Origin of the sequence: Paenirhizobium naphthalenivorans (genome assembly GCF_007992095.1) — a bacterium.
GTDB classification, from domain to species: domain Bacteria; phylum Pseudomonadota; class Alphaproteobacteria; order Rhizobiales; family Rhizobiaceae; genus Allorhizobium; species Allorhizobium naphthalenivorans.
This window is the reverse complement of the sequence record NZ_BJZP01000001.1, coordinates 123,566-136,641: the sequence shown is the minus strand read 5'-3', so window position 1 is coordinate 136,641 and position 13,076 is coordinate 123,566. Positions and strand designations below refer to the sequence as shown.

The following is a 13,076-nucleotide window of genomic DNA, read 5'->3' as shown; positions in this document are numbered from 1 at the left end:
TCGCCATGCCGGCTTTCCGCCGGGCGATCAATCACCCTGGATCTGCTCCACGGCGGCCGCCAGAAACTCCTGCATCTTGGCGCGAATTTCCTCGTCACTAACCGCGACGCCGCCGGCAGCCAGGTCAGCACGCAGCTTGCGCATCACATCCTCGTCGCCCGCTTCCTCGAAGTCGGCAGCGATCACTTCCTTCGCATAGGCATCGACATCGGCCTTGCCGAGCAGGCCGCCGGCCCACAGGCCGAGCAGCTTGTTGCGCCGCGCCTCGGCCTTGAAACGGAGTTCCTGATCGTGCGCGAACTTGTTTTCAAAAGCTTTTTCGCGATCACCAATGCCGCTCATCTGTGTCTCCCAAAATATGCCGCCACTATGCGCGGGTTCCGTTCAGCCCATAAAACAAAAGGCGGTAAAAAGTGCAATGCAAACTTGGTCGAATCTCCAAGCCCCCTTATGCTTTGGACGATTTCGCTCAGGGCGACAACTGTTGCATTGTGAAAACCCGACATTTCCGCTAAGGGACCGCTTCAACAATTCACTGCGTCCCCAAGCGCGACGCCAACAACAGAGAAAAACCAGCCATGAACCGTCGCCGCCGTGTTTACGAAGGCAAGGCCAAGATCCTGTACGAGGGTCCCGAGCCCGGCACGCTGATCCAGTTCTTCAAGGACGATGCCACTGCTTTCAATAAGAAGAAGCATGAGGTCATCGACGGGAAGGGCGTGCTCAACAACCGCATTTCCGAATATCTCTTCACGCATCTGAACAAGATCGGCATCCCGACTCATTTCATCCGCCGCCTCAACATGCGCGAGCAGCTGATCAAGGAAGTCGAGATCATTCCGCTTGAGATCGTCGTGCGCAATGTCGCAGCTGGCTCGCTGTCCAAACGGCTGGGCATCGACGAAGGCGTCGTGCTGCCGCGCTCGATCATCGAATTCTATTACAAGTCGGACGCCCTCGCTGACCCCATGGTCTCGGAGGAACACATCACCGCCTTCGGCTGGGCCAACCCCGCCGAACTCGATGATATCATGGCGCTTGCCATCCGCATCAACGACTTCCTGTCGGGCCTGTTTCTCGGTGTCGGGATCCAGCTCGTCGACTTCAAGATCGAATGCGGCCGCCTTTATGAGGGCGACATGATGCGCATCATCCTGGCCGACGAGATTTCGCCGGACAGCTGCCGGCTATGGGACATCGAGACGCATGAAAAGCTCGACAAGGACCGGTTCCGCCAGGATCTCGGCGGCCTTCTCGAAGCCTATCAGGAAGTGGCCAAGCGCCTGGGCATCATCAACGAAAACGAGCCGCTGCGCGGCACCGGCCCTGTGCTGGTGAAGTAACTACGGAGACTGAGAGTGATCAAGGCACGCGTGACCGTAACCCTCAAGAACGGCGTTCTCGACCCCCAGGGCAAGGCTATCAAAGGTGCGCTCGGCGCGCTCGGTTTCGACGGCATCGGCCATGTCCGCCAAGGCAAAGTCTTCGACCTTGAACTCGAAGGCAACGACAAGGCGAAGGCAGAAGCCGACCTCAAGGCCATGTGCGAAAAGCTGCTCGCCAACACGGTGATCGAGAATTATACTATAGCTCTTGGCTGAGCGTGGAGGTCGCCAGCGGGTTGATGTGCCTGTTTCTGACAAAATTTGGACCGCTAGCTGCGGTCGGAAATAGGGACAACCAGACATTGGGGCAGGACTAAGCGCCATGCGCGGTAGCCTCGTCTCGATGCAGCAAGACACAAACACTATCCAAGGCGTTCTCCAACGACACGAACAACGCCTGGACCGGATCGAAAACCATCTCGAACTTCGAGAACTGGCCGAAGCACAAGCAAGGTTTGAGCCCCACCGATGAAATCCGCTGTTCTGCAACTCCCCGGCCTCAACCGCGACCGCGACATGATCGCGGCGCTGACCAAGATTTCCGGCACGGCGCCCGTGACGGTCTGGCAGACCGAGACGGCGCTTCCGGACGTCGACCTGATCGTCATCCCAGGCGGCTTCTCCTACGGTGATTACCTACGTTGCGGCGCGATCGCCGCCCGCATGCCGGTCATGCAGGCCGTCAAGGCCGCGGCTGAGCGCGGCGTCAAGGTTCTCGGCGTCTGCAACGGCTTCCAGATCCTGCTTGAGGCCGGCCTGCTACCGGGCGCGCTGATGCGCAACGCCTCACTCAAGTTCGTCTGCAAGGAAATCAAGCTCGAGGTCGTCAATGCCGACACCGCCTTCACTCGCGCCTACGCCAAAGGGCAGATCATCCGCTGCCCGGTCGCGCACCATGATGGCAACTATTTTGCCGACCAGGAAACGCTGAAGGCGATCGAAGGCAACGGCCAGGTGGTCTTCCGCTATGCCGACGGCACCAATCCGAACGGCTCAATCAACGACATCGCCGGCGTCATCAACGCCAAGGGCAATGTGCTCGGCATGATGCCGCACCCGGAAAACTTGATTGAAGCGGCCCATGGCGGCAATGACGGTCGTGGCATCTTCGCATCCGCCCTCGACGTAATCGCCGCTTAACCTGCCGAATGGTAGAAGGCCAGGGTCTCGAACGGAAAGCACCTCGCATGCGCCCTGCCCTCTGCCTTCTCCTCCTGCTTCCACTCGCGCTTGCCGCATGCCAGCCCAAGCCGAGCCCCTCTGCCACGCAAGGGCAATCGGCGCTCGACGTGATGGAGCGCGTGGCCGTCGGCGCCAACAATTGCTGGATCAAATCCGGCGACCCGGCCTTCAAGGCCTATTCAATGGCGCCCGAACTCAATTCCTTCTCCGGCAAGCCCCGCATTCTTCTGGTGCGCCGGGGATCGAGCGACATCCGACCGTTGCTCGTCGTCCAGGCCGAAGGCAGACCGGCCAGAGTCGAGGCCTTCGGACCGATGATGAATGAGCCGCTTTCAGCGCGTATCGCCGCGGATGTCTCGCGTTGGTCGAAGGGCTCCAAGGGCTGCTGAAGGTTAGCGCTTCGGCAACCCTCACCTGCTGATCAGGGCCGAATACCTATCGTCAATCACAAACACGTGTGCTAGCGTCCGCCTCGGAATCACCACAATTCGAGTTCGGATGGTCATGAATCTTCGCGACACAGCAATCTGCCATACCCTTGCTCTCGTCGCGTTCGCGGCATGCCCGCTGCTGGAGCAAGGCGCGGTCGCAGCAGACTGGTCGATCAAGGAAATCAGGGCTGGCGTCACCGGCTCGATCCAGGCGCGTAGCACGTTCGAACCCGGTTTTTTCCCAACCGTAGCGCTCTATTTCGATCCACTTGATCGCGCCAACGCCGCCACATGGCAAGACACCCTTCTACGCCCGCGCGTACACCTCGGAGCTTCGATCAATAGCGCCGGAGAAGCCAGCCAGATCTTTGGCGGGTTCAACTGGACAGTGGACCTGACCGACCGGTTTTATATCGACCTCAGCTTCGGCGGCACTGCGCACAACGGCGACAACAAGGATGACAGCAGCGATGGTCCCAAGCTCGGTTGCACACTGATGTTCCGTGAATCCGCGGCAGCTGGCTTCCGCGTGACCGACAAGTTCGACATCGTCGCCTCGATCGATCATTCGTCGAACGCCAATCTCTGCGCGCCGAATGACGGCATCAGCCACGCCGGCGTGGCAATCGCCTACAAATTCTGACGCGGAGCTAATCATCTCAAACGACAGCGGGTTACAGGATTAGCCCCCAGCGCTATCTCTGTTAAAGGACCGGCGGCTTCCATATCCACGATCACAGCATCAACAGGCGCGATTTGCGGACTTCGCGATCAGCCTCGACGCGAGTCAGGCCAATATCCCGCAGTTGATCGTTGGTGAGCTCACTCAACGCCAAGCGGCCCGCCCGCTTCATCCGCCAATGAGACAGCCGTTGCCAGAGGCGTGCCATCGCCCCCGAGGGCTGCGTGGCCGGAGTCAGCATGTCCCCCGGAGACCGGAAAATCGTCTCACGTGCGTAGCCATCGGGATAGATTGTATCAATTGAACTCATATATCTCATTGTATCGGTCATATTGAACCCAAATCTCAAGAACATATCGATACAATCGCTCTATATTGACCTAATAAGCGAGGCAATGTATGCAATTGTCATGATGACAAATTGGCTTCCAGACCTATCCCAAGGCAAAGGCCCGATCTATGTGCGCCTCGCCGACCAGATCGAGACGGCGATCGCTGCGGGCAGCCTGCCGGCTGGCGCCAAGCTGCCGCCGCAGCGCAATCTCGCCTACGATCTCGGAATCACCATCGGCACAGTGAGCCGAGGCTACGCCCTAGTGCATGAGCGCGGGCTGGTCAGCGGCGAAGTGGGGCGGGGCACCTTCGTGCGCGATACACGTGATGCGCCGCCCGAGGCCAATCTCGATCCGGTGACCGCCTCCCTCGTCGGCACGCGGGCCATTACCCCCCCACCGGGCAAGATCCGCTTCGATAGCACCGCTGCGCCGGACGTGGATCAGGGCGCCTGTCTGCAGAGCCATATCGCAGCGATCCTGCGCGATCACCCGGCCGACATCGCAAGCTACACGCGCAGCTTTCCCGATCACTGGTTCACGGCCGGCGCACGCTGGCTGAGCAAGGGGGACTGGGCTCCGGCGCCGCAGGACATCGTACCGACCCTTGGCGCCCATGCCGGGATCATGGCGGTCATCACCGCCGTGACAGCGCCGGGCGACAAGGTGGTGTTCGAACATCTCACCTACTCGCAGGTCAGTCGCGCCGCCGGCCTCGCCGGACGCCGCACCGTTCTCGTCGAAAGCGATGCCAAAGGCGTCATCCCTGAGGAGTTCGAACGCCTCTGCGCCCAGCAGCATCCGAAGGTCGCCTTCTTCATGTCGTCCGCACAAAACCCAACATTGGCGACGATGCCGCTCGAACGTCGCAAGGCGATTGTCGACATTGCCCGCCGGTATAGCGTCTGGCTGATCGAGGACGACCTCTATGGCGCGATGTCGCCGGAACCTCTGCCATTGCTAGCCGAACTGGGACCGGAACGAACGTTTCTGGTCGGCGGACTATCGAAATCCGTGGCGGCCGGCGTGCGTGGCGGCTGGGTCGCCTGTCCGCCGCATTTTGCGCAACGGGTTCGTATCGCCCACAAGATGATGACCGGCGGCATACCCTTCCTGCTCGCCGAACTTTGCGCACGCCTGGTGCTATCGGGCGACGCGACGCGCATTCGGGGCCTGTGCGCCGCCGAAATCGCGGCGCGCGAGGCGCTGGCGCGCACCTATCTCTCGGGCTTCGACTTGGTTTCGCACCCCGCCGTGCCCTTTCTCTGGCTGGCGCTGCCCGATCCTTGGCTGTCGGGCACTTTCAAACAAGCCGCGCTGACCGAAGGCGTGCTGATCGACGACGAAGACGAATTCAAGGCCGGCCGATCGGAGAAGGTATTGCATCGTGTCCGGATAAGCTTCTCGTCGCCGCGTCACCTTGACGAGGTGCGAGCGGGCTTCGCCGTTCTACGACGGCTGCTGGAGAATGGCGGCGCCGGTTACGACAGCATCGCCTGAACAAGGAGATGCCCGGCAGGCTAGACAGGAGCCAAGGTTTGGCGCGTAGCTGTTGTCAGCCGCATTTTCCTGTCGCGCCATTGACATACATGCGTTAAAGAAGCGCGCAAACCCCGATTTCCGGCAGGCTATCCAGGACCAGCGATGACGATCCCCAACACGATCCAGATCACCCCCGAACTCGTAGCCGCCCACGGCCTCAAGCCAGACGAATACGAGCGGATCCTGCAACTGATCGGCCGCGAACCGACATTCACCGAGCTCGGCATCTTCTCGGCCATGTGGAATGAGCACTGCTCCTACAAGTCTTCGAAGAAATGGCTGAAAACCCTGCCGACCACGGGCGAACGGGTCATCCAGGGTCCCGGTGAGAATGCCGGCGTGGTGGATATTGATGACGGCGATTGCGTCGTCTTCAAGATGGAAAGCCATAACCACCCGTCCTACATCGAGCCCTACCAGGGCGCTGCAACCGGCGTCGGCGGCATTCTCCGCGACGTCTTCACCATGGGCGCCCGCCCGGTCGCAGCCATGAACGCCCTGCGTTTTGGCGCTCCCGATCACCCGAAGACCCGGCACCTCGTGTCTGGCGTCGTTGCCGGTGTCGGCGGCTACGGCAATTCCTTCGGCGTCCCGACTGTCGGCGGCGAAGTCGAGTTCGACGCCCGCTACAATGGCAATATTCTCGTCAACGCCTTTGCCGCCGGCCTCGCCAAGTCGAACGCCATCTTTCTGTCAGAGGCCAAGGGCGTCGGCTTGCCGGTCGTCTACCTCGGCGCCAAGACCGGCCGTGACGGCGTCGGCGGCGCGACGATGGCATCGGCCGAGTTCGACGAATCGATTGAGGAAAAGCGCCCGACCGTCCAGGTCGGCGACCCCTTCACCGAGAAGTGCCTGCTGGAGGCCTGCCTCGAGCTGATGCAGACCGGCGCGGTCATCGCTATTCAGGACATGGGTGCGGCAGGCCTTACCTGTTCGGCCGTCGAAATGGGCGCCAAGGGTGACCTTGGCATCGAACTTGACCTCGACAAGGTGCCGGTGCGCGAAGAGCGCATGACCGCTTACGAAATGATGCTGTCGGAAAGCCAGGAGCGCATGCTCATGGTTCTCGAGCCGTCCAAGGAAGAGGTCGCCAAGGCGATTTTCGTCAAATGGGGCCTCGATTTCGCCATCGTCGGCCACACCACCGACGACCTGCGGTTCCGTGTCCTGCACCAGGGCGAGGAAGTCGCCAACCTGCCGATCAAGGAACTGGGAGACGAGGCTCCGGAATACGACCGCCCGTGGGTCGAGCCGAAAGCCCCCGCACCACTTGCCGAAGGCGACGTGCCGCAGGCCGATGTCGCCGACGCGCTCGTCAAGCTGGTCGGCTCGCCGAACAACTCGTCGCGGCGCTGGGTCTATGAACAGTATGACACCCTGATCCAGGGAAACTCGCTGCAATTGCCCGGCGGCGACGCCGGCGTCGTGCGCGTCGACACCCATCCGAAGAAGGCGCTTGCCTTCTCCTCCGACGTCACCCCGCGCTATGTCGAGGCCGATCCGTTCGAAGGCGGCAAACAGGCAGTTGCCGAATGCTGGCGCAACATCACGGCAACCGGCGCACTACCGCTCGCCTCCACCGACAATCTGAACTTCGGCAACCCTGAAAAGCCGGAGATCATGGGCCAGTTGGTCTTTGCCATCAAGGGTATCGGCGAAGCCTGCAAGGCGCTCGACTTTCCCATCGTCTCGGGCAATGTGTCGCTCTATAACGAGACCAATGGTCAGGCCATCCTGCCGACCCCGACAATTGCCGGCGTCGGCCTTCTCAAGGATTGGGCCAAGATGGCGCGCATCCGTTTTGCCGCCCAGGGTGAAGCCATTCTGCTCGCTGGCGCACCATCGGGCTGGGGCACCCATCTTGGCCAATCTGTCTATCTGCGTGACATCCACGGCCGCACCGACGGTCCGGCACCGCATGTCGACCTGGTGCACGAAAAGAAGACCGGAGACTTCGTCCGCGGCCTGATCGAGGAAGGACTGGCAACTGCGGTGCACGACTGCTCGTCGGGTGGCCTTGGGCTTGCCGTTGCGGAAATGGCGATGGCCTCCGGAATCGGCGCGACGATCAACGCCCTTGAAGGCACGGATCCGATCCCGGTCTTTTATGGCGAGGATCAGGGCCGCTACGTGCTGACCGTTCGTCAGGACGATGTCGACACCGTGCTCCTGCGTGCCGAGGCCGCCGGCGTCTTCTGCCCCTGGATCGGGCGCACAGGTGGTAACAATGTCGTGCTGGGCGATGCCCGTTCGATTGCAATCGAGGAATTGCGTTCGGCACATGAATCATGGTTCCCTCGCTACATGGACGGCAGTATCGCCTGAGGCGATGCGTTGCATACGCAGGAGACAGACATGGCTATGAAACCCGGTGACATCGAAGACCTGATCAAGGCCGGCATCCCCGGCGCGAAGGTGGCGATTCGCGATCTCGCCGGTGACGGTGATCACTACGCCGCCGAGGTCGTGGCCGAGGCATTCCGTGGCAAGTCGCGCGTGCAGCAGCACCAGATGGTCTATGACGCCCTGAAGGGCAACATGGGCGGTGTGCTGCACGCCCTTGCCCTCCAGACCTCGATCCCGGACTGAGCGCTTAGGGAGGCATCAGCATGGCCGATCTGATCAAGGACGTCGTGGAGAACGTCATTTCAGGCGTTCTCAAGGAGATCTTGAAGAAGACAACCGGAAAGGCCACGACGCGCCGACGCAAGCGCCAGACCAGATCGGCGACCACCGGCCGGTTCGTCAAGAAGACGAGCCAGCCCCGCAAGCCGGCCAAGAAACAGACAAGTCGTCGGCGTACGGCCGCGAAGCGCAGCCGGCAACGCAGCAGCTGAGCCCGCGTTCTGGTCGCCTTGCGTTTTTACGCTCTGGAAAAGACAGCGACTGCTTGCTATTTAGATTGCACATCAGAGACAGCGGCCCTTGAAACCGCGTGTGAAAGGATACCCCCATGAGCGTTCAGGATTTCATCGCCAACGAAGTTAAGACCAACGATGTGGTGCTCTTCATGAAGGGCACGCCGCAATTCCCGCAGTGTGGCTTCTCCGGTCAGGTCGTGCAGATCCTCGACTACGTCGGCGTCGACTTCAAAGGCATCAACGTGCTGGCCGACGACGAGATTCGCCAGGGCATTAAGGAGTTTTCCAACTGGCCAACCATTCCGCAGCTCTACATCAAGGGCGAGTTTGTCGGCGGCTGCGACATTATCCGCGAAATGTTCCAGGCCGGCGAGTTGCAGAAGCACTTCGAAGACCAGGGCATCGCTGTTCGCGGCGCGGCCTGATCCGTCACCCGCGTATTTTGCGGGTTTGGTAATTCGATCATCTTTTTAAAGGCGTTGCCACAAGCAACGCCTTATCTCTGTTTAGGATATTGGACTATGACGACAACGTTACAGTTGGCACCCGCCAATCTGCGCGGAATGGGCCGGGCAGAATTCATCGCAATGATGGCTTTCTTGATGTCGCTCAACGCGCTGGCGATCGACATCATGCTCCCCGGCCTGCAACAGATCGGCAGCGCCCTGAACGTCGAGAATGCAAACCACCGCCAGTACGTCGTATCCGCCTACCTGATTGGCTTCGGTGTCGCTCAGCTGTTCTATGGCCCGATCGCGGATCGGTTTGGCCGCCGCCGCCCGATGCTGTTCGGCCTCGGTATCTATGTGCTGTCCTCGCTTGCCGTGGTTTTCGTCCCTTCCTTCGCCAGCCTGCTCGTGCTGCGTGTCATTCAGGGCATCGGCTCTGCGGCGACCCGCGTCGTCACCGTCTCGATCGTCCGCGACGTCTATGGCGGCCGGCAGATGGCGGAAGTGATGTCGCTGATCATGATGGTGTTCATGGTCATCCCCGTCATTGCACCCGGCACCGGCCAGGTCATCATGTTCATGGGCCATTGGCACTGGATCTTCGTCTTCATGGCGGCATCGGCACTGGTAGTCGGCTTGTGGATGTATGTTCGGCTGCCGGAGACCCTGACACCGAAGGATGTCCGGCCATTTACAGCCGCCTCGATCTTCCAGGGCTTTCGCATTGTTCTGACCAACCGCATCGCGCTTTGCTACACGATCGCCAGCACCTTCATCTTCGGTGCCCTGTTCGGCTTCATCAACTCGGCTCAGCAGGTCTATGTCGGGATCTACGATCTCGGCGTCTGGTTTGCCGCCGCCTTTGCCGGCGTGGCCCTGTTCATGGCGCTGTCGTCCTTCGTCAACGCGCGACTCGTCGGCCGGTTCGGCATGCGCCGCCTGTCACACGCCTCGCTCCTTGGCTTCATCGCCATCACCTTCTTCTGGCTGGTGGCCCAGGTGCTAGGTCCCCAACCCATGCCGTTCCCATTGTTCATGACGTTCTTCTCGCTCGCCATGTTCCAATTCGGCTGGATAGGCTCGAACTTCAACTCTCTCGCCATGGAACCGCTTGGCCACGTCGCCGGCACGGCTTCATCCGTGCTCGGCTTCATGGGAACCGTCGGCGGCTCGCTGATCGGCGCGATGATCGGCCAGGCTTATGACGGCACAGCATTGCCGATGGTGGCCGGCTATTTCACCGTATCGCTCATCGGCCTGGTCTTCGTGCTGATTGGCGAGGGTGGCATATTATTCCGGCAGCAGAACAAGCCGGTCTGATCGCGGGACTTCACATCGTCCGGCGACTGCGGGACGGTGGCTCTGACTTCTGCAAGCAACGCCGGACGACCGTCCTTCGGCCCGCCCCGTCCGCTTTCCTGCGCTCATGCGTTGATATGGGCCTGATTATCGATATTTGCGCGATCAGCAAAACAAAGAAAAACCCGCGCGGCCTCCACCGCGTGGGTTTTCATTTCCGGGATTCCACCTCAGACGGTGAACACCTTGTCCCGCAGTTCCTGCCAGCTTTCGCGGTCTGGAGCGATGAGGAGCCCGCCGTCAAAATTGTGCGGCAGGTAGGGCGAACCATCAAGACGAGCGACATGGGCCCCGGCCTCCTGTGAAATCAGCGTGCCCGCCAGGTGGTCCCAAGGCATCAGCTTCTTGTACATCAGGAAATGCAGGTGGCCGGCGGCAAAGGTACGGTACTCATGCGCCGAGCAGCGGTAGCTGGTGAACAGCCGGACATCGGCGAGATTGCCAAGAATCTTCCGCTTGGTCTCGGTTTCCATGTAGGTCATTGCGGCAATGCCGACCATCTGGTTGAGTGGCACCGCCGGGGCGACCGCCACCTGCGCCTGCGACCCGTCCGCGCCGCACATCCAGGCGCCCGCCCCCTTTTCGGCGATCAGCCAGTCATTGCCCATCGGATCGTAGATGATGCCGGCAACGGTCTCGCCCCTGGCCACCACACTCAGCATCACACCGAACAGCGGAAGGCCGGCCGCGTAGTTGAAGGTGCCGTCGATTGGATCGACGATTACGGCGAGATCAGCGTCGGCTATCTTGTCGAGCAGGGCCGGATCGGCAGCGACAGCCTCCTCGCCGATGAACACGGCGTCCGGCATGGTTTCGGCGACACGTTCGCGAATCAGCTGCTCCGCCGCCTCATCGGCTTCGGTGACCAGATCGATCGCCTCCGATTTCATTCGTATGTCGCCTTCACCGAGCTTGCGGAAGCGCGGCAGAATTTCCGTCGCCGCCGCCTCCTGAAGTGCGTTGGCGAGTGCCGCGATGTCGAGTTCGGCCATATTGCAAGTCCTTTCGATCGTCCTGGTTTATCGGCTAGAGAGCGCGGCTCGGCGCGATCACGTGGTCGAGGATCATTTGCCAGCTCTCGCGGTCGGGCGCCGACAGAATACCGCCGGTGGTGTTTCCCGGCAGATAGGGGCTTCCGTCAAACCGCGCCGTAACCCCGCCCGCCTCCTGATGAATGAGCACGCCAGCCAGATGGTCCCACGGCATCAGCGCATGATGGCCGATGAAATGCACCTTTCCGGTCGCGACCATCCAGTATTCGTAGGCCGAGCAGTTATAGGCGAAGGCCATGCGGGTGGCGGCGAGGTTGCCGCTGATCCGGCTGCGCTCCTGGAATGGCAGATTGTTGACGGAGATCGTCCCGACCATCTCGGACAGGGAAACGACTGACGCGACCTCGATTGCCTCGACATCCCTGTCGGCCCGCACCATTTTTGCGCCCGCTCCCTTTACCGCTACCAGCGTGTCACCGATCATCGGTTCGTGGATCAGTCCCGCGACCGTTTCGCCGCGGCTGGTGACGGCAAGATTGGTGCCGAAGATCGGCAGGCCCGCGGCAAAATTGAACGTGCCGTCGACCGGATCGATGACGAAGGCGAGTTCCGCATCTTTCAATCCGCCGATGGCTTCCGGATTCGTCTCGCAGGCCTCTTCGCCGACGATCAGAGCGCCCGGCCAACGGCGCAGCAAGGCGTCGGTGATGGCACGCTCGGCCTTGATGTCAGCATCGGTGACCAGATCGATCGAGGATTTCTTCTCGGCAATGTCCGAAGTGCCAAGGCGCCGGAAGCGCGGCATGATTTCGGTGGCAGCCACCTCTTTGACAATATGAAGGGCGGCCTCGATATCATGGTCGTTGAACACTGGGGCCGCGCCTTTTCAATTGGATTGGATCGAAGGCGCCTCGTTGCCTGCGTCTTGTGACGATGTCGTGACAGCGAGCCCGGAAAAGTCGAAAAGCTTCGGATCGAGCAGATGCGAAGGATCAACGTGGCCAAGCGCCCGCAGCATGGCGTCCTTGCGGCCCGGCATCTTCGCTTCGATACCAGCCAGCATGTCCTTCATCGCATTGCGCTGCAGGCCGTCCTGCGAGCCGCACAGATCGCAAGGAATGATGGGGAACTCCATGGCGGCGGCAAAGCGCGCCAGATCGTCCTCCGCCGCATAGGCGAGCGGCCTGAGCAACATCAGGTCGCCATCGTCGTTCATGAGCTTGGCCGGCATGGTCGACAGGCGGCCGCCATGGAAGAAGTTCATGAAGAAGGTTTCGAGAATGTCCTCGCGGTGATGGCCGAGCACCAGCGCGTCGCAGCCTTCCTCGCGCGCCACGCGATAGAGATTGCCGCGACGCAGCCGCGAGCACAGCGAACAATAGGTTCCACCGCTCGGCACTTTCTCTTTCACCACGGAATAGGTGTCTCGGTATTCGATCCGGTGCTTGACACCGATCGAGGCGAGATAGTCCGGCAACACATGCTTGGGAAAATTCGGCTGACCCTGGTCGAGATTGCAGGCGATCAGTTCCACCGGAAGAAGCCCGCGCCATTGCAGATCAAGCAGGATAGCGAGCAGCCCGTAACTGTCCTTGCCGCCCGAGAGACCGACAAGCCAACGCTTCTGCCCCTTTAGCATGTCGAAGTCGGTGATCGCCTGACGGACTTGGCGAATCAACCGCTTGCGCAGCTTGTTGAAGCCGACCGAGCGTGGCGCATTGGCAAAGATCGGATGCACAGCGGCATCGACGGACGAATCCTCGTCTTCAGCAAAAATGCCGGTGACAGGCGCAACGGGTGACACAGTCATGGTTCAGGCTCCACGCGCGCCATTGGGGCCGGACGGCGCGCCTTTGAGGCA

Annotated in this window: 16 protein-coding genes; 11 read left to right on the top strand and 5 right to left on the bottom strand. The window is 61.0% G+C overall.

The genetic code is table 11. The features are described from left to right. Positions 1–27: 27 nt before the first annotated feature. Positions 28–342, bottom strand: a complete 315-nt coding sequence (locus tag RNA01_RS00635; protein ID WP_147177904.1) for a DUF1476 domain-containing protein — start codon at positions 340–342, stop codon at positions 28–30. 236 nt (positions 343–578) lie between these two features. Between RNA01_RS00635 and purC the strand changes: the two genes are divergently transcribed. The 5 genes from purC to RNA01_RS00610 all read left to right on the top strand — a co-directional run bounded on the left by purC (position 579) and on the right by RNA01_RS00610 (position 3,641). Then, positions 579–1,343 carry a phosphoribosylaminoimidazolesuccinocarboxamide synthase gene (gene purC / locus RNA01_RS00630; RefSeq protein ID WP_147177902.1) on the top strand — a complete coding sequence of 255 codons (765 nt, stop codon included), beginning with the start codon at positions 579–581 and terminating at the stop codon, positions 1,341–1,343. Positions 1,344–1,358: 15 nt separating this feature from the next. Next, entirely contained in the window at positions 1,359–1,601 is a 243-nt protein-coding gene (gene purS, locus RNA01_RS00625) for a phosphoribosylformylglycinamidine synthase subunit PurS (RefSeq protein WP_147177900.1), read from the top strand. Positions 1,602–1,853: 252 nt separating this feature from the next. After that, entirely contained in the window at positions 1,854–2,525 is a 672-nt protein-coding gene (gene purQ / locus RNA01_RS00620) for a phosphoribosylformylglycinamidine synthase subunit PurQ (RefSeq protein WP_147177898.1), read from the top strand. A 47-nt stretch (positions 2,526–2,572) separates the two neighbouring features. Beyond that, positions 2,573–2,956 (top strand): hypothetical protein, encoded by a 384-nt coding sequence (locus RNA01_RS00615; RefSeq protein ID WP_147177896.1) that lies wholly within the window; start codon positions 2,573–2,575, stop codon positions 2,954–2,956. Between the two features lie 115 nt (positions 2,957–3,071). Beyond that, positions 3,072–3,641 carry an acyloxyacyl hydrolase gene (locus RNA01_RS00610; protein WP_170253312.1) on the top strand — a complete coding sequence of 190 codons (570 nt, stop codon included), beginning with the start codon at positions 3,072–3,074 and terminating at the stop codon, positions 3,639–3,641. A 91-nt stretch (positions 3,642–3,732) separates the two neighbouring features. Here RNA01_RS00610 and RNA01_RS00605 read toward each other — a convergent pair whose 3' ends face one another. Next, a complete protein-coding gene (locus RNA01_RS00605) occupies positions 3,733–4,011 on the bottom strand; it encodes a DUF1127 domain-containing protein (RefSeq protein WP_147177891.1) in 279 nt (92 codons plus the stop codon). 82 nt (positions 4,012–4,093) lie between these two features. On the opposite strand from RNA01_RS00605, the gene RNA01_RS00600 reads away from it, so the two are divergent. The 6 genes from RNA01_RS00600 to RNA01_RS00575 all read left to right on the top strand — a co-directional run bounded on the left by RNA01_RS00600 (position 4,094) and on the right by RNA01_RS00575 (position 10,184). Further along, positions 4,094–5,512: an aminotransferase-like domain-containing protein gene (locus RNA01_RS00600; RefSeq protein ID WP_147178238.1), complete on the top strand. Its 1,419-nt coding sequence runs from the start codon at positions 4,094–4,096 to the stop codon at positions 5,510–5,512. Between the two features lie 144 nt (positions 5,513–5,656). After that, complete coding sequence (gene purL, locus RNA01_RS00595) at positions 5,657–7,879, top strand: phosphoribosylformylglycinamidine synthase subunit PurL (RefSeq protein ID WP_147177889.1); 2,223 nt, start codon at positions 5,657–5,659, stop codon at positions 7,877–7,879. Positions 7,880–7,909: 30 nt separating this feature from the next. Beyond that, a complete protein-coding gene (locus RNA01_RS00590) occupies positions 7,910–8,143 on the top strand; it encodes a BolA/IbaG family iron-sulfur metabolism protein (RefSeq protein WP_147177887.1) in 234 nt (77 codons plus the stop codon). A gap of 20 nt (positions 8,144–8,163) precedes the next feature. Beyond that, a complete protein-coding gene (locus RNA01_RS00585; protein ID WP_147177885.1) occupies positions 8,164–8,391 on the top strand; it encodes a hypothetical protein in 228 nt (75 codons plus the stop codon). 116 nt (positions 8,392–8,507) lie between these two features. Beyond that, positions 8,508–8,840, top strand: coding sequence for a Grx4 family monothiol glutaredoxin (grxD, locus tag RNA01_RS00580; protein ID WP_147177883.1), 333 nt, complete (start codon positions 8,508–8,510; stop codon positions 8,838–8,840). Between the two features lie 138 nt (positions 8,841–8,978). Next, positions 8,979–10,184: a multidrug effflux MFS transporter gene (locus RNA01_RS00575; RefSeq protein WP_147178237.1), complete on the top strand. Its 1,206-nt coding sequence runs from the start codon at positions 8,979–8,981 to the stop codon at positions 10,182–10,184. A gap of 209 nt (positions 10,185–10,393) precedes the next feature. Here RNA01_RS00575 and RNA01_RS00570 read toward each other — a convergent pair whose 3' ends face one another. The 3 genes from RNA01_RS00570 to ttcA are packed head-to-tail and all read right to left on the bottom strand — an operon-like array spanning position 10,394 to position 13,025. Continuing rightward, entirely contained in the window at positions 10,394–11,215 is an 822-nt protein-coding gene (locus tag RNA01_RS00570) for an inositol monophosphatase family protein (RefSeq protein ID WP_147177881.1), read from the bottom strand. 34 nt (positions 11,216–11,249) lie between these two features. Then, positions 11,250–12,086, bottom strand: a complete 837-nt coding sequence (locus RNA01_RS00565) for an inositol monophosphatase family protein (RefSeq protein ID WP_147177878.1) — start codon at positions 12,084–12,086, stop codon at positions 11,250–11,252. 15 nt (positions 12,087–12,101) lie between these two features. Further along, positions 12,102–13,025: a tRNA 2-thiocytidine(32) synthetase TtcA gene (gene ttcA / locus RNA01_RS00560; protein ID WP_147177877.1), complete on the bottom strand. Its 924-nt coding sequence runs from the start codon at positions 13,023–13,025 to the stop codon at positions 12,102–12,104. Between the last annotated feature and the right edge of the window lie 51 nt (positions 13,026–13,076).